Origin of the sequence: Bradyrhizobium sp. HKCCYLRH1034 (assembly GCF_051168375.1) — a bacterium.
Lineage (GTDB): Bacteria > Pseudomonadota > Alphaproteobacteria > Rhizobiales > Xanthobacteraceae > Bradyrhizobium.
On sequence record NZ_JBNPUW010000009.1, the window covers coordinates 235786 to 258861 of the forward strand.

Below are 23076 nucleotides of genomic sequence, written 5' to 3' on the forward strand. Positions count from 1 at the left end.
TCAAGCTGGCCGCAGCGCGCGATCCGCACGCGCGGCTGCGGCCGCGAGCCAACACACCTGGTGGCAGAACCAGGCCTCCACGGAGGCCACGAAACCCGGCGTCAGCATCAGATGCCGGCGCCCGTCGGCGAAGCGCAGCAGACCGCGCCCCTCCATGGTCGTCAGCAGATTGCGGATATGGGAGCGCGAGACGCCGAGCGAGGTCGCAAGCTCCGCCGTCGAAATCGCGACGGCCTCGCGCCCAACGGCGGACCGGGCGACGAGCGTCAGCGCCAGATGGATGCCGCTGTCGTGCTCGTCGGTCCAGGCGAGATCGGGAAATCCCGTCAGGGGCCGATTGTCGCGGCACAGCCAGCTCGCACATTGCCGGATCGTCTCCGCATAGAACACGGCGTCGTCCTTCAGACGAAGGCTCGGTCCGTCGGACTGCGTCAATCGGGCGTGGCAATCCAGATGCATGGCAAGCCAGCCTCGCAGCCCCTCGAGGATGACGGGGCCGGGCACCAGGTAGCGGATACGGGCATCCTCGGGATCGCGCTCGACGGTCACCAGCGACAGACCGCGCAACACCGCGACGAACGCCGCCGTCTGCCGCGGACCCGGCAGCCGCCTCTGCAGGCGTGTCAGGGTTGGCCGCTCGACCGGCTTGCGCGCCGACATGTGCATCATCACGATGTGCGCAGCGATTTCCGTCGGAGCGCGCTGACCGAACAGCTTGATCGTCAGGCGTTGACCGCGCAGCGGCGCAATCAGCTGGTCGCAAAATCCGACGAGCACAGGCACAAAGGACGGATGGCGCCGCAAGTGCATCGGATGATCGTCAAGCAGGACAGCGCCATCGTCGGAGCTCCGGTTCATCATGGGATCACCGTGCGCTTGCGCGACTAGAGCGCCGCCGTCCTGATCACGAGATCGGCCAACCGTTCCGCGGCATCGAGCCGCCCGGCTGTGCGCGCAGCCTGGGCCATCGCAGCGAGACGCGTCGGCTCGGCGGCGAGCGCCGAGATCTCGGAGGCCAGCCTGTCGGAGGTGAATTCGCTCTGCACGATCCGGATCGCGGCGCTCGCGTCCGACAGCACGCCGGCATTCGCGAACTGGTCCTGGTCGATGGCGCCCGGCAGCGGCACCAGGATCGAGGGCCGGCCGATCGCGGCGAGCTCGGCCACGGTGCCGGCGCCGGAACGCGAGATCACGAGGTGATTGGCGGCGAGCCGCGCCGGCAGGTCGGTGAAGAAGGGTTGCAGATCGGCATTGATCTTGAGCCGGTCATAGACCGCGCGCACCCGCGCCATGTCCTCCTGGCGCACCTGCTGGGTCAGCACCAGACGGCCCCACAGCGCCGGCTCCAGCCGCTCGATCGCGCCGGGCACGATGTCGCTCATGATGCGCGCGCCCTGGCTGCCGCCGACGACGAGCAACCGCAGCGGCCCGGCGGTCTCCGGCGGGACATAGGGCACGTCCGCGGCTTCGAGGATTGCAGGTCGCATCGGGGTGCCGACCGTGGTCGTCTTGCCGGCCAGCGCGGGATCGCGGTCGAGCACGCCCGGCAACGAGGTTGCAATCGCCTTCACATGCGCGGACAGGAAACGATTGGCGCGGCCGAGCACGGCATTGGCGTCGTGGATCAGGCTGGGCACGCCGGCGAGGCGCGCCGCCAGCAGCGGCGGCACGGTCGGATAGCCGCCGAAGCCGATCACGGCCGCGGGCTTGAGCCGCCGCATCAGGTTGAAGGCCGCGATGGTGCCGGTGCCGAGCAGCAGCGCGGTGCGCGCGAGCGCGACCGGCGAGCGGCTGCGCACCGTCTCGCTCGGCACCACGTCGATCATGTCCTTGGTGAACAGGCCGCTGTAGCGCAGCGCGCGCGCGTCGGTGACGAGACGGACGCGATAGCCGCGCCTGATCAGCTCGACGCCGAGCGCTTCAGCCGGAAACAGATGGCCGCCGGTGCCGCCGGCCGCGAGCAGAATGAGAGGCGCGGTTGAGGTCATGCGCGCTTGTTTACAGGCAATGTCTCGTCATTGCGAGCCAGCAGCCTAAGCGTAATTGCGCAGCGCGCCGGCTGCGTCGCCGGCCTCGAGCTCCATCCGCGGCCGCTGTCGGGTCAGCGCCAGCATCATGCCGACGCCATAGGCCAGCGACACGATCGAGGAGCCACCGTAGGAGATGAAGGGCAAGGTCATGCCCTTGGCCGGGATCAACTGCAGATTGACCGAGATGTTGATGGCCGCCTGGATACCGAACAGGATCGCGAGGCCCGAGGCCGCGAAGCGCGCAAAGCTATCCTCGGTCGCATAGGCGCGCGACAGCGTGCGGATCACGATGAACGCAAACAGCGCGACCAGCGCCAGGCACAGGATGATGCCGAACTCCTCGGCAGCGACCGCGAACACGAAATCGGTGTGGCTGTCCGGCAGGCTGCGCTTGGCGATGCCCTCGCCCGGCCCCAGCCCGAACCAGCCGCCGTTGGAGAACGCCTCCATCGCGGTGTCGACCTGGAAGGTGTCGCCGGAGGCCGGGTTCATGAAGCGCTTGATGCGGCCGGCGACGTGCGGGACCAAGAGATAGGCGCCGAACAGGCCGGTGGCGGCGGCGCCCGCGAGGCCCGCAACCCAGATCATGCGCATGCCGGCGATGAAGAACAGCGAGCCCCAGACCATCAGGATCAGCATGGTCTGGCCGAAATCCGGCTCCATCACCAGGAGCGACACCAGCATCAGCAGCAGCACCAACGCCATCGTGGTCGCCGGCATGTCGGGCCGCCGCGCGGATTCCGAGAACAGCCAGGCGGAAACGACGACGAAGGCCGGCTTCGCCGCCTCGGACGCCTGGATGTTGACGCCGATCAGCGTGATCCAGCGCCGCGAGCCCTTCACCTCCGGGCCGATCGCGAGCGTCAGCACGATCAGCACGATGGCGATCGTGAACACCACCAGCGCGCTGCGCCGGATCTGGCGCGGCGACAGGAAGGAAACGCCGATCAGCACGATGAACGACGGCAGCAGGAACAGGACGTGGCGGTTGAAGAAGTGGAACGGATCGAGCCCGATCCGAGTCGCCACCGGCGGGCTGGCCGCGAGCGACAGGATCACCCCGCACAGCATCAGCGCGAGGATGGAGCCGAGCAGCGGCTTGTCGACCGTCCACCACCAGTCGGACAGCGGATTGCGTTCTTCACGGGAGAGCATCGGGCGTCCACCTGAGCCGAGTGTCAGCCCATTGGCACCCAGGATGGTTATCGAAGGGTTAAGAAAATCGCTGGCAACGCTGCCTCAGGCCACCCGCTCCACGCCCGGTAGCGCTTGCACCAGGTCGCGGAAATGCGTGCCGCGGATTTCGAAGTTGCGGAACTGGTCGAAGGAGGCGCAGGCCGGCGACAGCAGCACCACGACATCCTTCAATCCCGAGGCCTCCGCATCGGCGGCCGCCTGGGAGACCGCGACCTCCAGCGTGCCGGACATGTCGTGCGGCACCTTGTCGCCCAGCGTGCCAGCGAACTCCGCGGCCGCCTCGCCGATCAGATAGGCCTTGCGGATGCGCGGGAAGAAACCCGCGAGGCTGGTGATGCCGCCGGCCTTCGGTTTGCCGCCGGCGATCCAGAAGATGTCGGCGAAGGACGACAATGCGTGCGCGGTCGCGTCTGCGTTGGTGCCCTTGGAGTCGTTCACGAACAGCACGTTGCCGCGACGGCCGACCTGCTCCATGCGATGCGCCAGGCCCGGGAAGCTGCGCAGCCCCTGCTGCAGCACGTCCTCCTTCACACCGATCGCGAGCGCCGCGGCGGCGGCGCAGGCCGCATTCTGAGCATTGTGCTGGCCGCGCAGCGAGCCGATGCCGCCAAGCCGGGCGACCTCGCTGCGGGCCCCGCCTGCACTGCACACAATCGTCTCGTGCTCGACATACAGCCCGTCCGCCAGCGGGTTCTTCACCGAGATGCGCGCGACGCGCTTGCCGGCCCGGTCGAGCCGGTCGGCGATCGCGCGCGAAAAACCGTCGTCGACGCCGACGATCGCGGAGCCCTTGGACTGGACATTCGCCACCAAGCGCTCCTTTACGGCCGCGTAGTTCTCGATCGTGCCATGCCGGTCGATGTGGTCCTCGCTGACATTGAGCAGGATGCCGACGCTCGGATCGAGCGATGGTGTCAGGTCGATCTGGTAGGACGACATCTCGATGACGTGGACGCGGCCCATGCGCGGCGGCTCGAGGGACAGGATCGCGGTGCCGATATTGCCGCCCATCTGGGTGTCGTAGCCGGCGACGCGCATCAGATGCGCGATCAACGCCGTCGTGGTCGATTTGCCGTTGGTGCCGGTGATCGCGACGAACGGCGCATCCGGCGCGTGCCGCCTGCGCTCGCGGCAGAACAGCTCGATGTCGCCGATCACCTCGACCCCGGCCTCGCGCGCCTTCAATACGGTCCAATGCGGCACGGGATGGGTCAGCGGCACGCCCGGCGCCAGCACCAGCGCGGCGAAGTTCGCCCAGGAGACGGTGCGCAAATCGGCGGTGATGAAACCCGCCTTCGCCGCTTCCGTCATCCGATCGGCGCCGTCGTCGGCCGCGATCACTTCGGCGCCGCCGGCCCGCAGGGCATGACACGAGGCCAGCCCCGAGCCGCCGAGCCCGAACACGGCGACGGTCTTTCCAGCAAATGCGGTGACGGGGATCATGTCAGCGCAGCTTCAGCGTCGAGAGACCGACCAGCGCCAGCATCACCGAGATGATCCAGAACCGGATCACGATCTGCGGCTCGGTCCAGCCGAGCTGCTCGAAATGGTGGTGGATCGGCGCCATCTTGAATATGCGCTTGCCGGTCAGCTTGAACGAGGCGACCTGCACGATCACCGACACGGCCTCCAGCACGAACAGGCCGCCGATGACAGCCAGCACGATCTCGTGCTTCACCGCGACCGCGATCGATCCGAGCATGCCGCCGAGCGCCAGCGAGCCGGTGTCGCCCATGAAGATCGACGCCGGCGGGGCGTTGAACCAGAGAAAGCCAAGGCCCGCGCCGAGCACCGCGCCGCACAGCACGGCAAGCTCACCAGTGCCCGCGACGTAGTGGATCTGCAGGTAGTCCGAGAACACCGCATTGCCGGCGAGATAGGCGATCAGGCCGAAGCTGGCGGAGGCGATCATCACCGGCACGATTGCCAGGCCGTCGAGCCCGTCGGTCAGGTTCACGGCATTGCCGGCGCCGACGATGACGAACGCTCCGAAGATGACATAGAGCCAGCCGAACTTGATCACCAGATCCTTGAAGAACGGAATGGCAAGCCCGGTCGAGGACGGATCGCGCCCGAGCCGCACCAGCGCGTAACAGGCGACCAGAGCGATCGCAGCCTCGATCAGCAGCCGCAGTCTGCCGGCAAAGCCGGAATGCGACTGCTTGGTCACCTTCAGATAATCATCATAGAAGCCGACGAAGCCGAAGCCGAGTGTCACCGCGAGCACGATCCAAACATAGGGGTTGAGCGGATTGGCCCACAGCACGGTGGAGACGACGAGGCCCGACAAGATCATCAAGCCGCCCATCGTGGGCGTGCCCTTCTTGCTGATGATGTGCGATTGCGGGCCGTCGGTGCGGATCGGCTGGCCCTTGCCCTGGCGCAGGCGAAGATGATCAATGATCCAGGGCCCGAACAGGAACACGAACAGCGCCCCGGTGACGACGGCGCCGCCCGTACGGAACGTGATGTAGCGGAACACGTTCAGCAATCCGCGAAAGACGGACAGGCTCGGAAACGTATTCGTCAGCTCGATCAACCAGTAGAACATCCAACCCGCCTATGCCGCCTCACCGAGACCGCGAACACGAATTCGGTCGCGAATCCGGTCCAGCCTCTTTTAACCATGATCGGGGCCGGGTGCGAATCATAGCCCGGCGGAATGACCCATCCGGCATGACCGCTTCGACCACCAGTGGAAAATATCCTTCTGCCGCGCCGCGATATCGCCCGATTTTCAAGTGGGCCGCTGCAGCGCCGCGGCGAGCTTCGACACGAACTTATTGACCCAGAAGATCTTCTTGCTGCCCTTGATGACGACGACGTCGCCCGGCGCAAGCAGCGCCGCGACCCGACCGGGATCCAGAGTCACCGGATCCTCATGCCAGCCGAGCCGCTTCGCGTGAGGCAGGCTATCGAACAGGTGACGCATCAGCGGACCGACGCAATAGACGCCGTCGACCCCCGCGAGATGAGCGACCATCCCCTGATGATAGGCCGGCGCCTCGTCGCCGAGTTCGAGCATGTCGCCGATGATGGCGATCCGCCGTCCCCGCACCGGTCGCGCCTGCAGACTGTCGAGCGCCGCCGCCATGCTGGCCGGGTTGCCATTGAAGCTGTCGTCGATCAGAACAATGTCGCCGACGGTCTGCTCGACGCCACGGCCGGTCATGATGCCGACATCGCCGAGCGTCGGCGCGAGCAGCGCTGGATCGAGCCCGGCCGCTGCGATGGAGGCGAGTGCCGCCAGCGCATTGTGCAGGCGATGCGGCGCCCCCGGCGTCAGCGTGAAGGCGACGCGGCGACCGGCGATGTCGGCGCTCACATCCCAGGTCTCGCCGCGCGAGTCGTGCGAGAGCTCGCGGACGTCAGCGCCGCCACCGAAGCGGATCACCTTGCCGGTCCATTCCGGTGCTGCGAGATCGGCCGGCAACACGAGGACGCCGTCGGCCGGCAGCCCAAGCGCGATCGAGACCTTCTCTTTCCTGATCGCTTCCAGGCTGCCGAGCTTCTCCAGATGCACCGGCTGCACATTCACGACCAGCGCCACCGTCGGCTGCGACAGCTCCGTCAGCCGCGCGATCTCGCCTTTTTGATTCATGCCCATCTCGACGACCCACACCGAAGCGGAGGGATCGGCGTTGCACAGCGTCAGCGGTACGCCCCAGAAATTGTTGAAGCTCGACGGACTCGCAGAGGCACCGAGATAGGCGGCGATGAACTCCTTGGTCGAGGTCTTGCCGGCGCTGCCGGTCAACCCGATCACCGGGCCATGGAAGCGCGCCCGCGCGGAGCGCGCCAGCGCCCACAGCCCATCGATCAGCGTGTCCGGCACCACGAGCTGCGGCACCGTGATCCCATCGATCCTGTGGGGAACGATCATCGCCACCGCGCCGGCCGCTTCGGCATTCGCCGCGAACTCCCAGCCGTCGCGGCTGGAGGCGAAGCTCGATACGAAGCCGCCACTCGGCGTGCCACTCAGTGCCACGAACAGGCTGCCGGGCTTCACCGCGCGACTGTCCTGCGTGACGAAGTCGATCGGGGTCTCTGGGTAGTCGCCGGCGAGGCCGAGCGCGCGCGCCGCCTCTGCCACGGTCCACAGCGCCTTCGTCATGATGTCCTCGCTGCCAACGCGTCCGCGACCGCTTCATGATCGCTGAAATGCAGAATAGTGCTGCCGATGATCTGTCCGGTCTCATGGCCCTTGCCGGCGATCACGAGCGCATCGCCGGGCTGCAGCTCGCCGATCGCGACGCGGATTGCCTCCGTTCGGTCGCCGATCTCACGCGCACCGGGTACGGCGGCCAGGATTGCAGCGCGGATCGCAGCCGGATCCTCGCTGCGCGGATTGTCATCGGTGATGATGACACTGTCGGCCTCTTCGGCGGCGATCGCGCCCATCAAGGGGCGCTTGCCGGTGTCACGGTCGCCGCCGGCGCCGAACACGACGACGAGCTTTCGCGGAGCATAGGGCCGCAGCGCATGCAGCGCCTTGGCGAGCGCATCCGGCTTGTGCGCGTAGTCGATGAAAATGGGTGCGCCATTGTGCTCGCCGACCAGCTCGAGCCGGCCCTTGGCGCCCTCGAGCTGCTCGAGCGATTCGAACACCGCTTGCGGATCGCTGCCGGTGCCGATCGCGAGGCCCGCCGCGACCAGCGCGTTCTCGATCTGAAACGCGCCGACCAGCGGCAGGCGGACCGCATGCATGCGGCCGCAATGCTGGATCTGGAGCTGCTGCGCAAAGCCGTCGATTGCAACGGCCACGAGGCGAATGCCCTCGCCTGCACCGTCGCCATGCGTCCCCACCGTCATCAGGCGAAGACCGCGCGTCTGCGCCGCAGCGATGACTTCCGGCGAGCACTCATGATCGGCCGAGATCACCGCAGGCCCGCCCGGCGGCACGAGATCGCGGAACAGCCTCAGCTTGGCGTTGAGGTAGTGCGCGATGTCCGGATGATAGTCCATGTGGTCGCGCGACAGGTTCGTGAACCCGCCGGCCGAGACCCTGACACCGTCGAGCCTGAACTGATCGAGCCCGTGCGACGAAGCCTCGAACGCTAGATGGGTGACGCCATCCTGCGTGATCTCGTCGATCTGCCGATGCAGCGCGATCGGATCTGGCGTCGTCAGCGAGCCGTAGACGGTGCGCTTGTCCGACACCAGCCCGACGGTGCCGATGCTGGCCGAGCTGTGGCCCAGGCGCTGCCAGATCTGGCGCGTGAAGGCCGCGACCGACGTCTTGCCGCTGGTGCCGGTGACGGCGGCAATCGTCGCCGGCTGGCGCGGATAGAACCGGGACGAAGCGAGCGCGAGTGCCCGCCGCGGGTTCGGCAGCGCGATGAATGGAACGGCCAGCCCTGTTCCAGGGCCCGCCGCGCCGGCCACGGCGACCGCACCGGCCGCGATTGCCGCCGCAATGAAGCGGGAGCCATCGGTCTTGGTGCCGGAGAGTGCAAAAAACAGGTCGCCGGGCCGCACGGCTCGGCTGTCGACGGCGAGGCCGGATATCTCGACTGCGGCGATGGGAGCGTCGAGCGTCGCCTGATCGCCCAGGAGGTCGTGAAGTTTCATCCTGGTTCCGTGCCAGTCCTGGCCCCGCCCGGGATGGCGGCAGCTCCAAAGCCTGCGATTCGACGACGGCTTACTGTGTCAGCCGCGATGCCGCAAGAATTTGGCGGTCGGACGGCGGGAGGTCGAAACGGGGCTCAATTCCCAGCAGCGGCCCGATCCGGGAGATCACGTTGCCAGCGGTCGGCACCGCGTTCCAGCCCGAGGTGATGAAGCCATAGGTTTCCTTCAACGGCTGCGGCTCGTCCAGCATGATCAGGAGCTGGTATTTTGGCTTGTCCGCCGGGATCACGGCGGTGAAGAGGGTCAGCACCTTCTTCTTGGCGTAGCGGCCGTTGATCACCTTCTCGGCGGTGCCGGTCTTGCCGCCGATGTAGTAGCCCTTCACGTCGGCCTTGCGCGCGGTGCCGACCTCGGCGTTCAGACGCATCAGATACCGCATCTTCTCCGAGGTCTCCGGCTTGATCACGCGCTTGGCGACCTGCATCGCCTCTGCCTCGGTGCGCTTCATGAAAGTCGGCGGGATCAGATAGCCGCCATTGACCAGCGCACTGACGCCCATCACCCCCTGCAGCGGCGCCACCGCCATGCCGTGACCGAACGCGATCGTGACCGTGTTCAATTCGCCCCAGCGCTTGGGCAGGATCGGCGAGGCGCTCTCAGGCAGCTCGGTGCGCAACCGGTCGAACTGGCCCATCTTGCGCAGGAACGCCTTGTGCGCTTCCACGCCCTGCGTCAACGCGATCCTGGCGGCGCCGACGTTGGACGAGAAGTAGAACACTTCCTTCATGTTGAGGAAGCGGCCCTTCGGCTCGTCGTCATGAATCGCGAACTTGCCGTAGTGCAGCGGCCCGCGTGCATCCCACAGCGAATTGAGATCATATTTGCCGGTGTCGAGCGCCATTGCCAGGGTGAACGCCTTGAAGGTCGAGCCCATCTCGTACACGCCCGTGGTCAGGCGGTTGATCCGGTCGGGATCGTGCGCTTCCTTCGGGTTGTTGGGATCGAAATCCGGCAGCGACACCATGGCGATGATCTCGCCTGTCCTGACATTGACGACGAGACCGGAAGCTGCCTTGGCCTTGAACTTGTCCTTGGCCTTGAGCAGTTCGTCGCGCAGCGCGTGCTCGACGCGCAGATCGACCGAGAGCTCGATTGGGCGCTGCAGGCGATCGGTGGCGAAGCCCGCGCGATGCAGGTCGGCAAGGCCCTGATTGTCGAGCCACTTCTCCATGCCGGCGATGCCCTGGTTGTCGATGTTCACCAGGCCGATCAGATGGGCCACCTCGTTTCCGGTCGGATAGACGCGCTTGTTCTCGCGCAGGAAGCCGATGCCCGGCAGGCCGAGGCGATGAATGTCCTGCTGCTGCTTCGGTGTCATCTCGCGCTTCAACCAGACGAAACCCTTGCGCGACAACAGTCGGTCGCGGACCTCGCCCGTATCGAGATCCGGCAAGGTCGCCGTCAGAAGCTCGATTGCCTCGTCCTTGTCGATGAGACGACGCGGCTCGGCGAACAGGCTCGGCGTCTTCACGTCGGTGGCGAGAACGGCGCCATTGCGGTCGACGATATCGGGGCGCGCGGTGGCGATGGCGTCCTGCTGCGCGGCGCGCCGCGCGCTCGGACCATCCGAGCCGATCGCGAACATCACGAGGCGGCCGCCGATGACCGCGTAGACGGCAGCAAAGGCAATGATCGCGAGGCCGACTCGCGCGCGCGCCTTGGCAGTCCGATCGACATCGCGCCCATACAGCAGCGTGCGCACCAGACGTTGCCGCCAGGGTTCCTGCGGCTTGACGTCGGGCCGAAGCTGATCGGTCATTGCTGATCCTCCGGGCGACGCACCGACCCGGTCACGGGGGGCTCTTCGTTGATCGCGTCGATCGCATCGATCATCGATCCGATCGGATCCGGATTGTCCGGTCGCGCAAATCGCGGCGGCCGCTCCGGCAGATTCTTCAGGCTGTCGTATTGTGTGGCGTTGAGCGGCTTCAGCGGCAGATGCCGCTCGACCAGCCCTTGCAGCCGCAGCGGCGCGTCGAGCTTGGCCCATTCCGCGCGCAACACTGCGATGGCCTCGCGCTGCTCGCGGATCTCGGCGCGCAATTGCAGCACGCGCTCGACCCGCGCCGTGGAGTCCATCTTGATGCGATAGACATAGGCCGCCGCGAAGATCAGCGAGCAGATCACGACGAGATGCAGGAGGCGCATCGGTCACCCTCCTCGCAGGACATCGGCCAGCCGCGGCCAGGGCGACGAGGATGCCGAAGCGTGCGCCGGCGCCGCCGTGCGCTCGGCACCGCGCAGCTTGGCGGACCGCGCCCGCGGATTGGCTTCGGTCTCAGCCTCCGCGGCCACGACCGGCTTGCGGTTGAGCAACTGGAAGCTCGGTGCCTCCTGCGCGATCTCGGGCAGATGGCGCGAGCCGCCGCCGGTCCTGCTGCGCTCGGCGAGGAACGTCTTGACGATGCGGTCCTCGAGCGAATGGAACGAGACGACCGCCAGCCGGCCGCCCGGCGCCAGCACGCGCTCCGCTGCCGACAGCGCCTGTTCGAGCTCGTCCAGCTCCTCGTTGACGAGAATCCGCAGCGCCTGGAACGTGCGCGTCGCCGGATGGATGTCGCCAGGCCTGGATCTCACCACGCGCGCGACGATGTCGGCGAGTTGCCGCGTCGTCGTGATCGGCTGTTCCTTGCGCGCGGCGACGATGGCCCGCGCCACGGCGCGGGAGTGCCGCTCTTCGCCAAAGATGTAGATGACGTCGGCCAAAGCGCGCTCGGCAGCGTTGGCGACGACATCGGCGGCCGTCGGTCCCGTGCCGCCCATCCGCATGTCGAGCGGGCCGTCGAACCTGAACGAGAAGCCGCGCGCGGCGGAGTCGAGCTGCATCGAAGAGACGCCGACATCCATCACGATGCCATCGACATGCGCAAGGCCTCGCGATGCACAGATGTCGGCCAATGCCGAGAAACGGTTCTCGACCAGTGTCAGTCGACCGCCCGCTTCGGCGAGGAGACCTGCGCCGCCGGCGATTGCGGTGCTGTCGCGATCGATCCCGATGACGTGTGTTCCCGCCGTTGCCAGGATCAGGCGCGTATAGCCACCGGCACCAAAGGTCGCATCGACGTAGGTTCCGCCGCCGCGTGGCGCCAGCATCTCGACCGCTTCGGGGCCGAGCACCGGGATGTGCCGCTGGTCAGCCGTGCTCACCCGGCCGCTCCGCACGCGCGCCGTTGCTTCAGACTGACTTTGGTTGGCAGCGAGCCCATCGCGCCCTCGATCCTCGCGCCCCGTCAATTCGCCAAGCCATCTCCCGGGACGCTCCGTCATCCGTCGCGCCGTCACGACATCAGCAGCACGATCCGGCCATGTCGAGATCCTCGATCCGACAGCGATCGCGCGGCGCCGGAGCGCCCCGGAACCGCTTTCGATCGTGATCTGCCGTGCAGGACCTTGCATCGTGGCGGCTTGCCGTCCCGAAAGCCGGCTTGGCTCTTCACCACTCAGTAACGGCGTTTAGCGTTAACAAACCGTTGATGGTCTGTGGCGGATGTTGGGCACTTGGACCGCGAGGCGGAGCTGCCCGGTAGACCTTTCGTCCTGCTCGCCGCCGTGCCGTTCGGCGGACCGGCGATCGCGATACAACGGTCCGCTCAATAGCGAGGGCTCGCATGCGATTTCGATTGCGGCTGGGTCATGTAAAAGAGTAGTGCCTGCCCATATCCGGTTTGAGCCACCGCCGCCGCCGTCCGCTTCGAGTCGTTCATGCCAAGTCCCTCCGACAAGCCGGAATCGAAGCGTCCTCGTGCGCTGCAGATCCCCAAAGGCGTTTCCAACCTGCCGGTCTTCACGCCGGACTCGTCGGTTGCCTCCGACGTGATCCCGTCGGCCAATTTCGGCGAGCGCAAGGGTGGGCGCCAGCCGGACATGATCATTCTTCATTACACCGGCATGCCGGATGTCGAAGGGGCGATCACCAAGCTGTGCACCGCCGGCAGCGAGGTCTCTGCGCATTACGTCGTGCTCGAGGACGGACGCATCGTCCAGTGCGTGCCGGAGGCCTTGCGCGCTTGGCACGCGGGTCTCTCGTCATGGGACGGCGAGGAGGACATCAATTCCTGCTCGATCGGCATAGAGATCGTCAATCGCGGCCACGATTGGGGCTATCCGGATTTCCCACCGCGGCAGATCGCGGCGGTCATCGCGCTGTGCCGGGGCATCATGCTCCGCCGCAATGTCCCGGCGCATCGCGTGCTCGGGCATTCCGACGTGGCACCCGCGCGCAAGAAGGATCCGGGTGAGAAATTCCCATGGCATTCGCTGGCGAATTCGGGGGTGGGCCACTGGGTGCAGCCGGCGGCGATCACCAAGGGCGAGACGCTGAAGCTCGGCAGCATCGGCGACGACGTCAAGGGCTTGCAGAAGGCGCTCGCCAAATACGGCTATGGCGTGCCGATCACGGGTAAATTCGACGGCATCACCATGGACGTCGTCACCGCGTTCCAGCGGCACTTCCGCCCCGAAAAGATCGACGGTATCGCCGACCGCTCGACCTTGTGGACGTTGCATGCGCTGCTGACGAGCCTGCCGGCCGAGGATCAGGCGCCGCGCGTCTGACACGTCAGGGCTCCACATCGAGCTCACCGAGCCGCCGTGCATAGAGACGCTTGAGAGGCGCAAGCTGCGTGGCTGCGCTCGCCTCGCGGTAGGCGGCGCGCGCCTCATCGCGCCGACCGAGCCGCCGCAGAAGGTCTGCCCGCACCGCCGGCAGCAGATCGTACTGCTTCAATCCGCCGCGCGCGGCCAGCGCATCGACCAGTGCCAGCGCCCGCGCCGGGCCGTCGACCATCGAGACAGCGGCCGCATGATTGAGCTCGATCACAGGCGATGGCGCGATCCGCAGCAGAACCTCGTAGAGCCCCACGATCTGCCGCCAATCCGTTTCAGCGTAGCTGGCGGCCTGAGCATGAAGCGCGGCAATCGCGGCCTGGACCGTATAGGGCTGCGGGAGCCCCTTCATGCCCAGGGCCTGTTCGACCAGCCCAAGCCCTTCGGCGATCTGCTCACGATTCCACAGCGAGCGGTCCTGCTCCTCCAGCAGGACGATGTCGCCCGCCGCATTGGTACGGCCGGCGCGCCGCGCATCGTGCAGCAGCATCAACGCGAGCAGGCCCTTGATGTCGCGCGCCTCCGGCATCAAGCCAAGCAGCAGGCGACACAGCCGGATCGCCTCGCGCGCGAGATCCTCGCGAATCAGCTCGGTGCCTGAGGTCGCGAGATAGCCCTCGGTGAACACCAGATAGATCACGGTCAGGACGCCGCGCAGCCGCTCCTCGAGCGCATCGCGTCCCGGCACCTCGTAGGGAATCCCGGCGAGGCGAATCTTCTGCTTGGCGCGCACCAGGCGCTGCGCCATCGCCTCCTCGCCGGTGACAAGTGCGCGGGCGACCTCGGCGGTGGTGAGGCCGCAGACCGTGCGCAGCGTCAGCGCCACCTGGACCTCCGGCGCGAACGACGGATGGCAGCAGGTGAAGATCAGCCGCAGCATGTCGTCGTCGAGATCGGCCGGCGCGTCGGCGTCGTCGTTGGCGGCATCACGCTCGATGGCGTGAACGATCTCCGCCTCCTTGTCGCGAAAATTGCTCCGCCGCCGGATCCGGTCGATCGCCTTGTTGCGGGCGACATTGACCAGCCACGCCCGCGGGTTGGCGGGGGCGTCGGACCCCCGCCATTTGAGCAGCGCCGCAGCGAACGCATCCTGCAGCACGTCCTCGGCCAGATCGAAGTCACCGACGAGCCGGATCAAGGTCGCGAGTGCGCGGCCGGCCTCATCGCGGAACACCTTGTCGATCGCATCAAGCGTCATCGGTGACCCTTCTCGGCCGCGAACCGCACCGGTCTCAATGATTATATTGCCAGACCGGCCGCACCTCGATCGAGCCAAAACGGGCGCCGGGAATCCGCGCGGCAATCCCGATCGCCTCGTCGAGATTCTTGGCCTCGATCATGTAGTAGCCGCCGAGCTGCTCGCGGGTCTCGGCGAACGGACCGTCGGTGGTGAGGATCTTGCCGTCGCGCACCCGCACGGTCGTCGACGTCGTCGTCGGCTGCAGCCGGTCGCCGCCCTTGTAATTGCCGCTCGAGATGATCGACTGGGTGAAGGTCTGGTACTCCGCCAGCATCTTGCCCTCGGCCTCCTTCTCCATCTTCGCGTAGTCGACTTCGTTCTGGTAGATCATCAACAGATATTGCATCGAACTTGCTCCCTTGTTTCGGCCGGATCGCCGACATCCAGTCGAACGGCGCGCTCACGAAACGACACGCCCAGGATAATATTTTTGCCGGCGCAGCGATGGCTTGACCTGATGGCCGGGAAGCCCCATTCAAGCTGCGTCAGTCGGCCGGACGGCCGCTCCGGCAGGCGCCGAAAGGCCGCCGGGGAGGAAAGTCCGGGCTCCATCGACATGCGGTGCCGGATAACGTCCGGCGGGGGCGACCCCAGGGATAGTGCCACAGAGAACGAACCGCTTCCTCCCGCGAGGGAGGCGAGTAAGGGTGAAAAGGTGCGGTAAGAGCGCACCGCGGGGCCGGCAACGGAACCGGCATGGTAAACCCCACCGGGAGCAAAACCGAATAGGGACGGCCACGCGGAGACAATCGCCAAGGCAGATGATGCCAAGGCGATGACGTCCGCGGGAGCGATGTCAGGCTCGCCGTCCGGGTAGGTTGCCCGAGGTCGCGCGCAAGCGCGATCCCAGAGGAATGGCCGTCACGTATCGTCATGCGCAAGCATCACGGTGCCCTACAGAACCCGGCTTACAGGCCGGCTGATATGTTCATGAGGGGCTCGGCGCACCAGCGCCGGGCCCCTCACCATTTTTGTCAACCGGCGGCCGAGAGCTGACCGAACTCGGTGGCCTGGCGCTCGAACAGGCTGCGATAGAGTCCGCCGGGTCTGCCGACCAGCGTGGCGTGGCTGCCCTGCTCGACGATGCGGCCGCGGTCGAACACCAGGATGCGATCGAGGCTGCGCACGGTCGCCAGCCGATGCGCGATCACGATCGCCGTCCTGCCCTTCATCAGCCGCTCCATCGCCTCCTGGATCAGCGCCTCGGATTCCGAATCGAGGCTCGAGGTCGCCTCGTCCAGGATCAGCACCCGCGCGTCCGCCAGGAACGCCCGCGCCAGCGCGACCCGCTGCCGCTCGCCGCCCGACAGCTTGACGCCGCGCTCGCCGACCAGCGTGCCGTAGCCCTTCGGCAGGCGCGTGATGAACTCATGCGCGTTGGCGAGCCGCGCCGCCTGCTCGATCTCGGCCTGGCTGGCGCCAGGACGGCCATAGGCGATGTTCTCGGCCAGCGAGCGGTGGAACAGGATCGGCTCCTGCTGCACGATCGCGATCTGGCTGCGCAGCGAGTCCTGCGTGGCATGCGCGATATCCTGCCCGTCGATGAGGATGCGGCCGCCGCCAACGTCGTAGAGCCGCTGCACCAGCTTGACGAAGGTCGTCTTGCCGGAGCCGGAGCGCCCGACGAGGCCGATCCGCTCGCCCGGCCGGATGTCCACCGACAGCCGGTCGTACAGCGGGGTGCGATGGCCGCCATAATGGAACGTCACCGCATCGAACACGATGTGCCCACCGGTCACCGCGATCGGCCTGGCGTCCTTGGCATCGATGATGCCGATCGGCTCGCTGTGGATCGCCACCAGCTCGTCCATGTCGTTGACCGCGCGCTGCAGGTTGTTGATGTGCATGCCGACGTCACGCAGATACGCATGGATGACGTAGTAGCTCGTCAGCACATAGGTGACGTCGCCTGGCGAGGCCTTGCCCGCCATCCACAGCAGCACGGCGCCGCCGATCACCGAGGACCGCAGGCACAGCAGCACGCCGAGCTGCACGGCCGCCGTCGTATTGTAGCGCAGCCAGGTTCGGTTGACGCGACGGCTCCAACGGCTGACGACGCGCATCAGCCGGCCGTCCTCGCGGGCTTCCGCCCCGAACGACTTGACCACCGCATTGCAGCTCAGCGCGTCCGCCAGCGTGCCGCCGACCTTGGTATCCCAGGCGTTGGAGATCCGTGCGGCCGGGGCGATGTAGCGGGTCGAGAACACGACCGTCATCGCGACATAGAGCGCCGCCCCGACGGCGATCACGCCGCCCAGCGCGCCCCAGTGCAGGCCGAGCAGCACCATCGAGCCCAGCAGCACCGAGAGCGACGGCAGCAGCGCCAGCAGGATGGTGTCGTTGTAGAGGTCGAGCGCCCACATGCCCCGGGTGATCTTGCGCACCGTGGAGCCGGCGAAGCTGTTGGCGTGCCAGTCGGTCGAGAAGCGCTGCACGCGTACGAATGCGTCGCGCGCCACGTCGGACATGATACGCAGGGTGAACGGCACGATCAGTTGCAGGCCCGACAATCGCAGCACGATCGAGGCGAAGCCAAGGGCTACGATGGCGGCGAACGCCACCAGCGCGCTGTGCCGTGCATCGGCATTGCCTGGGCCCAGGGTGAGCGCATCGACCAGCCGGCCGGAGAACAGCGGCATGAACAGATCGGCAGCGGTGGCGCCCAGCAGCGCGCACGCAATGCCGAGCGTCATGCGTGGCTGCTTCAGCCAGTGGCGGGTCACGAACGGGATCACGACGCGGATCGCGGCGGGACGCTTGTCGGCCTTCAGGCCGGAGACGTCGACGGTCATGGCATCATCCGGCCGCGCTCGCAGCGCCAGCCGGCTCCAAATAGTGCAGACGCGACGCGGCGCGCGGTCTGCGGATGAGTAACTCAGGCGTTGGGAAGTTAAGCGATGGTGCTCAAAGCGAGCGGCCGAACACCAGAACAGGCATCGAGCGGGTGCATGCGATCTGCAGATGCGATGTGGTCATGCAAATCTCCCCGGTTCGAGCAACAATTCTTGTTCCATACCATCGACGGTATGATTTGGCAACCCGCGGCACGCGCAGGAGCCGCTCACGTCAATGTGCGTCGCCGCCGCCCGCCATCGGCGAGCTCGGCTTGTTGAGCAGCATCACCATGAAGCTGAGCGCGATGTAGAAGCAGGTCAGCATGAAGAACGCATCGCCATAGCCCATCACGACGGCCTGGCGATGCACGATCTGCGACAGCTGCTTCATCGCCATCAGCGCCGAGTCGCCCATGCCCTGCAGCTTCTGCTGCAGCATGTTGAGGGTCTCGACCGCGGTGGCATTGCCCCAGTTGACGCGCTCGTGGAGGCGGGAAATGTGCAGGTCGGTGCGGTCGTTCAGCACCTGGTTGATGACGGCGAGGCCGACGGCGCCGCCGAGATTGCGCATCAGGTTGAACAGGCCGGATGCATTCTTGACCCGGTCCGGCGCTAGGGTGCCGAGCGCGATGTTGTTGGTCGGCACCATCGCGAACATCATGCCGACGCCGCGCAGCACCTGCGGCAGGAAAAGCTCCCAGAAGTCGTAGTCGCGGGTGATGCCGGTCATCTGGTAGGAGCCGATCGCGAAGATCACGAGGCCGAACGCGATCATCAGGCGCATGTCGATCTTCAGCATCAGGCGGCCGACCACCGGCGCCATCAGGAACATGGTGACGCCGGAGACGAACATCGTCTCGCCGATCATCAGGGCGCTGTAGCCGCGAACTTCAGCGAGATAGCGCGGATAGATGTAGGTCAGGCCGTAGAGGCCGATGCCGATGCAGAACTGCAGGAGGCAGCCGACCGCGAAGTTGCGGTTGCCGAAAGCGAAGAGGTCGACGATCGGCTCGTCGGCCGTCAGCACCCGCCAGAAGAAGGCGACCGCCGACACCGCGCAGATCGCGGCGAAGATCGCGACCGACGTGTCCTGCAGCCACTCATATTGCGGCCCCTCCTCCAGCACATATTCCAGCGAGCCGAGGAAGCCGGCCATGAACAGCAGGCCCCACCAGTCGAAGCGGTCGAGCAGCTCGAAATGCGGCTCGTCGAAATCCACCAGCGCCAGCACGCCTGTCGTGATGATGATGCCCGGCACGATGTTGACGAAGAACAGCCAGTGCCACGACATCGCGTCGGTGATGTAGCCGCCGACCGTGGGACCCACCGTCGGCGCCAGCGTCGCGACCAGGCCGATGATCGGACCGACGATGTGGAATTTGGTGCGCGGGAACACCGTGTAGGCCGAGGCGAACACGGTCGGAATCATGCCGGCGCCGAGGAAGCCCTGCAGCGCGCGCCACACGATCATCTGCTCGATCGACGAGGCGAAGCCGCACAGGAAGCTCGAGATGGTGAAGCCGGCCGCCGAAATCGCGAACAACAGCCGCGTGCCGAGCGCGCGCGACAGGAAGCCGGACAAGGGAATCGCGATCACCTCGGCGATCAGATAGGCCGTCTGCACCCACGACACTTCGCTGGAGCTCGCCGACAGTCCGGCCTGGATCTCGCTCAGCGACGCCGAGACGATCTGGATGTCCAGGATCGCCATGAACATGCCGAACACCATGATCAGGAAAGCAAACAGCCGCCGCGGCGCGATGCGATCGGCCGGCGCCGCCGGCGCGCTCATGCTGGGATTGGCTGTCGTTGCGGTGGCCATGGTGTTGTTCGCTGTCGAGAGAGCACGACCGCCGCGGCATCTTCGGTGCACTCCCCTCCCCCTTGCAGGGAGGGGTCGGGGGTGGGGGTCCCCAACGGCGGTCTCGCGCGGAGCCCCCCCACCCCAACCCTCCCCCACAAGGGGGGAGGGAGTTCACTGCCGATGACGCGAAAGCCAACGCGATCGCATCATTCACTAACTACTTCCCCTGCACCGTCGCCGATGCGTCAAGGTCGGCTTCGGTGTCGGCATCCTTGGCGTCGGTGGTGTCGACGGTGACGTAGACCGACATGCCGGCGCGCAGCAGGTTTTGCCGCGCCACCTCCTTCGGCACGCGGATGCGCACGGGCAGGCGCTGCACGATCTTGGTGAAGTTCCCGGTGGCGTTGTCCGGCGGCAGCAGGGTGAACACCGAGCCCGCGGCCGGCGAGATGCTGTCGACCACGCCCTTGAAGCCGCGTGCGCCATAGGCGTCGACCTTGATCGTGACCAGCTGGCCCGGACGGATGCGCCTGAGCTGGGTTTCCTTGAAGTTCGCGTCGATGAAGACGTCGTCGAGCGGCACGACGTTGCCGAGCCGCTGGCCGACCGCGACGAAGTCGCCGGTGTTGACGAGACGGTTGGAGAAGGTGCCGTCGACCGGCGCGCGCACGGTGGCGAATTCGAGATCGCGCTCGGCCTTTGCAAGCGATGTCTTCAGCTCGGCGAGCTGCGCCTGGGCCTCGACCTGCTGCGCCTTCGTCACCTCGACATTGTCGCGCGCGGCGTCGTACGCGGCACGGGCGGCGCGGACCGCCGCCATGCCCTGGTCGCGCGCGGCTTCCGACTGCTCGAAGGTCGCATGCGAGGCAAAACCCTTGCTGCTCAGCGCCTGCTGGCGCTCATAGTCGAGCCCGGCGCGCTTCATCGCGGCTTCGGATGAGGTGAGATTGGCCTGCGCCTGCTCGGCGGCACTCTGCTGTGCGGCGACCTGGCGACCGATGCGCGCGATCGTCGCCTCCTGCGTGGCGATCTTGGTGCGGGCGGCGTCGACCGCGATCTTGTAGTCGCCGTCGTCGATGCGGAAGATCACGTCGCCCTTGCGAACCACCGAATTGTCCCGCGGCACGATCTCCTGGATGTGCCCGGAGACGCGCGCGCCCAGCATGGTGTTGTTGGCGCGGACGTAGGAATCGTCGGTCGAGACCATGAAGCGGCCGACCAGATAATAGTGCGTGGCATAGCCGGCGGCGGCGAGCGCGAGCAGTACGCCGATGCCCGCCAGCACGCGCTTGCGTTTGCCGGATTTCGGAGCGGCGGCGGGCGCGGCTTGCGGCTTCGCGCCCGTGGGAGCGCCGGCCGGCGCCGGCCGTTCAAGCGGCGCCTCGGTGCTGACGTCGGCCTTCGGGTCAGCCGGCTTGGCATCAACCGGCCTGCGCTGTGCCGCGTCGCTGGCCTGCGGCCGGACCGGCTCAGACCTCGTCTGTTCCAGCGTTTCCTCAGCGTCCGGACGGCGCGCCCGCACAGCCTGATCTCTCGCAGCGGCCATCAGAGACTCCCACCCATGACAGCGGGGCCGCTCAGGCCCCGAAAATCGAAAATCCCGACCGAACCGTTCGGTCAATCCACATCTACCATTGACCGAACCGTTCGGTCAATCTATATCTTCGCTACCGCAACATATCCGCGCAGATGCGTTTGTGACGTTGGCACCGGCCAAATCTTCGGGAACAGCCTAAACCAATGATTGAGCCGTACCAAAACACCACCCAGGCGACGACGGACGACGATTCCTCGAAGCGTCGGCAAATCCTCGAGGGCGCCCGCAAGGTGTTCATGGACATGGGCTTCGACGGCGCCAGCATGGGCGAGATCGCGCGCGTCGCCGGCGTCTCCAAGGGCACGCTGTACGTCTACTTCGCCGACAAATTCCGCCTGTTCGAGGCGATCGTCGAAGAGGAGAGCGTGCATCGGGGCGCCTCGAATTTCAGCTTCGACCCGGATCGCGATGCCGCGACCGTGCTCAGCGAGTTCGGCAAGGCCTGGATCGCGGTGGTCTGCCGGCCGGGCGGCGGATCGGCGATCCGTACCGTAATGGCGATCGCCGAGCGGATGCCGGACGTCGGCCGCCGTTACTACGAGTGCGTGCTCAACGGCACGATCAGCCGGCTGGCGGCCTATCTGCAGGCCCGTGTCGACGCCGGCGAGCTCGCCATCGACGACTGCCATCTGGCGGCCTCGCAATTCCAGCAGATGTGCCAGGCCACGCTGTTCCTGCCCTTCATCTTCCAGGCCGAGCCGGCCCCCTCGCCCGACCGCGTTCACAAGGTCATCGCCAGCGCCGTAGGCATGTTCCTCGCCCACTATGGCGTCAAGAACTGAGGACGGGCCGCGGATGGCGGCATCTGCGGCTCTGTTCTCACCAGCATCGGGCATGCGCTTTCCTTCTCGCGACGGATGACGTCCGAGCTTGGCGTCCGGATCACCCTCGAATCGATCGGAGGGTGCAGGGAAGGCCGGGCGCTGGCCGCGCCCGTGGCCCGCCTGCTCAAAAAAATGCAGGCGGCAGGTACCACAGGTTCAGCCGAGATCACCCGGCCCTCCCTGCGCGATGGGCTTACGACTTATACGTAGTCTCCCCGGTGTCCGGGCTTGTAGCCACCGTCATCAGCGCGATGCGCTGGGCATCGTCGCCAACTTGGCGCCAGCATCGGGGCGCCAGGACCATACGACTTCATCGTCCTGCCGGTCGCGTTCGTCCGCTCGCGATTTCAGCGCGCTGCGCGCCGACAGGCCACCGCTCCCCGCCTCCAACGCTCGTGACGACCGCGAAACGTCCCTCTTCGATCGAGGCGGGATGGCGGTAGACAACCATGAAATTCGGAAAAATGGAAGATCAAAATTTTTGCGCGAGGGACTGGACAGGGCAAATCAGTTTGATCGGGCAAACGAAATCGAATTCTGCGCGCAGCCGGCTTTAACCGCGCGCGACCGCAGCAGCAGCGGGCGACGATACCTCGGCGCCGTATCCGCGGAAGGAGCCTAGCGTCCGAGAAGGGTCGCGAGCCGACCTTGCAAGCGGTTGCGGATTGGGGCAATCGAAGCTCGGCAGCCGCGCATCCTGGGCCTACCATGTCAAAGTTCTTCGCTATGGAATCCGTCGGATCTCCCTGGGGTGACTACGGCGATATTCTTTTGAACGGCCTCGTTGAAGCGACCGAGTGCGTCGGGCCGCCGATCGTCCGCATCTTGCGCACTGGCCCATATGTGCCGCCGATGACCCAGCCATTCGGCTTCATCATCGTCACCGACGAATTTCGACGTGACCTTGAACGCAGCCAGTTGACTGGCTTTGACTTCGAGCAGACTCAGTATGGGAAAGTCGTCCGCCTCGATTGGCAGACTTGGAGCACGGACACCAATGAGCCGATGTCGTATCCCGAGACAGGCGAACCAGAGGACTACATTTTGGGATGCCCCCACGACCCCACTCTTCTGGCGCAGATGCCTCGGTTGTGGGCTCTCGCCGTCCGGCCTACGCCCGAATTGCAGGTCCAGGGCACACATTCCTTCCGCGCAGATCGACATCCGGGCACGGACATCGCTCGTGAGCATACGCTCCATTGGGTAAGCGAGCGTATGAAGGTTTGGCTCGAAAGATCGTCGGCGGCGAGATGGATTGCGTTTCGTTCGATAAGGCCGCGATGAACAATGTCCGCTTCGGGACGATTTCGTTGA

At 66.4% G+C, this 23076-nt stretch carries 19 protein-coding genes and 1 other RNA gene; 5 read left to right on the forward strand and 15 right to left on the reverse strand.

Annotated elements, in window-relative coordinates; genetic code table 11:
* Positions 1-660 (reverse strand): hypothetical protein, encoded by a 660-nt coding sequence (locus ACQR0W_RS22620; RefSeq protein WP_316187334.1) that lies wholly within the window; start codon positions 658-660, stop codon positions 1-3.
* A gap of 15 nt (positions 661-675) precedes the next feature.
* Here ACQR0W_RS22620 and ACQR0W_RS22625 point away from each other — a divergent pair, with 15 nt between their 5' ends.
* Positions 676-888, forward strand: coding sequence for a hypothetical protein (locus ACQR0W_RS22625; protein ID WP_316187333.1), 213 nt, complete (start codon positions 676-678; stop codon positions 886-888).
* On the opposite strand, the gene murG is transcribed toward ACQR0W_RS22625, so the two are convergent.
* The 9 genes from murG to rsmH form a co-directional block, all read right to left on the reverse strand.
* On the reverse strand, positions 885-1988 hold the full coding sequence (gene murG / locus ACQR0W_RS22630; RefSeq protein ID WP_315825276.1) for an undecaprenyldiphospho-muramoylpentapeptide beta-N-acetylglucosaminyltransferase: 1104 nt from the start codon (positions 1986-1988) through the stop codon (positions 885-887). The two genes, ACQR0W_RS22625 and murG, sit on opposite strands and share 4 nt — an antisense overlap.
* A 45-nt stretch (positions 1989-2033) precedes the next feature.
* Positions 2034-3185, reverse strand: coding sequence for a putative lipid II flippase FtsW (gene ftsW, locus ACQR0W_RS22635; RefSeq protein ID WP_315752427.1), 1152 nt, complete (start codon positions 3183-3185; stop codon positions 2034-2036).
* An 84-nt stretch (positions 3186-3269) separates the two neighbouring features.
* Positions 3270-4670, reverse strand: coding sequence for a UDP-N-acetylmuramoyl-L-alanine--D-glutamate ligase (murD, locus tag ACQR0W_RS22640; RefSeq protein ID WP_434840767.1), 1401 nt, complete (start codon positions 4668-4670; stop codon positions 3270-3272).
* A gap of 1 nt (position 4671) precedes the next feature.
* Entirely contained in the window at positions 4672-5778 is a 1107-nt protein-coding gene (gene mraY / locus ACQR0W_RS22645) for a phospho-N-acetylmuramoyl-pentapeptide-transferase (protein WP_315713440.1), read from the reverse strand.
* Positions 5779-5964: 186 nt separating this feature from the next.
* Entirely contained in the window at positions 5965-7341 is a 1377-nt protein-coding gene (locus tag ACQR0W_RS22650) for a UDP-N-acetylmuramoyl-tripeptide--D-alanyl-D-alanine ligase (protein WP_316169815.1), read from the reverse strand.
* Positions 7338-8798, reverse strand: coding sequence for a UDP-N-acetylmuramoyl-L-alanyl-D-glutamate--2,6-diaminopimelate ligase (locus ACQR0W_RS22655; RefSeq protein ID WP_315769170.1), 1461 nt, complete (start codon positions 8796-8798; stop codon positions 7338-7340). The genes ACQR0W_RS22650 and ACQR0W_RS22655 overlap by 4 nt, the downstream gene beginning before the upstream one ends.
* A gap of 70 nt (positions 8799-8868) precedes the next feature.
* On the reverse strand, positions 8869-10617 hold the full coding sequence (locus ACQR0W_RS22660; protein ID WP_315752422.1) for a peptidoglycan D,D-transpeptidase FtsI family protein: 1749 nt from the start codon (positions 10615-10617) through the stop codon (positions 8869-8871).
* Positions 10614-11006, reverse strand: a complete 393-nt coding sequence (gene ftsL / locus ACQR0W_RS22665) for a cell division protein FtsL (RefSeq protein WP_315713444.1) — start codon at positions 11004-11006, stop codon at positions 10614-10616. Before ftsL ends, ACQR0W_RS22660 begins: the two co-directional genes overlap by 4 nt.
* 3 nt (positions 11007-11009) lie before the next feature.
* Complete coding sequence (gene rsmH / locus ACQR0W_RS22670; protein ID WP_316169816.1) at positions 11010-12005, reverse strand: 16S rRNA (cytosine(1402)-N(4))-methyltransferase RsmH; 996 nt, start codon at positions 12003-12005, stop codon at positions 11010-11012.
* A 555-nt stretch (positions 12006-12560) separates the two neighbouring features.
* Here rsmH and ACQR0W_RS22675 point away from each other — a divergent pair.
* Positions 12561-13412, forward strand: coding sequence for a peptidoglycan recognition protein family protein (locus tag ACQR0W_RS22675; protein ID WP_315713446.1), 852 nt, complete (start codon positions 12561-12563; stop codon positions 13410-13412).
* A 4-nt stretch (positions 13413-13416) separates the two neighbouring features.
* Here the strand turns inward: ACQR0W_RS22675 and ACQR0W_RS22680 are convergent, their stop codons facing one another.
* Both ACQR0W_RS22680 and ACQR0W_RS22685 read right to left on the reverse strand, forming a co-directional pair.
* Positions 13417-14661 carry an RNA polymerase sigma factor gene (locus ACQR0W_RS22680; protein WP_316169817.1) on the reverse strand — a complete coding sequence of 415 codons (1245 nt, stop codon included), beginning with the start codon at positions 14659-14661 and terminating at the stop codon, positions 13417-13419.
* Between the two features lie 34 nt (positions 14662-14695).
* Positions 14696-15049, reverse strand: coding sequence for a YciI family protein (locus ACQR0W_RS22685; RefSeq protein ID WP_315713448.1), 354 nt, complete (start codon positions 15047-15049; stop codon positions 14696-14698).
* Between the two features lie 139 nt (positions 15050-15188).
* On the opposite strand from ACQR0W_RS22685, the gene rnpB reads away from it, so the two are divergent.
* Positions 15189-15630, forward strand: an RNA gene (gene rnpB / locus ACQR0W_RS22690) — RNase P RNA component class A.
* A gap of 47 nt (positions 15631-15677) precedes the next feature.
* On the opposite strand, the gene ACQR0W_RS22695 is transcribed toward rnpB, so the two are convergent.
* The 3 genes from ACQR0W_RS22695 to ACQR0W_RS22705 all read right to left on the reverse strand — a co-directional run bounded on the left by ACQR0W_RS22695 (position 15678) and on the right by ACQR0W_RS22705 (position 20887).
* The gene (locus ACQR0W_RS22695) at positions 15678-17495 is read right to left on the reverse strand and encodes an ABC transporter ATP-binding protein (protein WP_315752418.1); all 1818 of its coding nucleotides are present in this window, start codon (positions 17493-17495) and stop codon (positions 15678-15680) included.
* Between the two features lie 274 nt (positions 17496-17769).
* Entirely contained in the window at positions 17770-19359 is a 1590-nt protein-coding gene (locus ACQR0W_RS22700; protein WP_434840768.1) for a DHA2 family efflux MFS transporter permease subunit, read from the reverse strand.
* Positions 19360-19558: 199 nt separating this feature from the next.
* Positions 19559-20887, reverse strand: a complete 1329-nt coding sequence (locus ACQR0W_RS22705) for an HlyD family secretion protein (RefSeq protein WP_316169818.1) — start codon at positions 20885-20887, stop codon at positions 19559-19561.
* A gap of 194 nt (positions 20888-21081) precedes the next feature.
* On the opposite strand from ACQR0W_RS22705, the gene ACQR0W_RS22710 reads away from it, so the two are divergent.
* A complete protein-coding gene (locus tag ACQR0W_RS22710) occupies positions 21082-21720 on the forward strand; it encodes a TetR/AcrR family transcriptional regulator (protein ID WP_315752415.1) in 639 nt (212 codons plus the stop codon).
* A 750-nt stretch (positions 21721-22470) separates the two neighbouring features.
* Positions 22471-23046, forward strand: coding sequence for a hypothetical protein (locus ACQR0W_RS22715; RefSeq protein WP_316169819.1), 576 nt, complete (start codon positions 22471-22473; stop codon positions 23044-23046).
* The last annotated feature ends 30 nt before the right edge of the window (positions 23047-23076 follow it).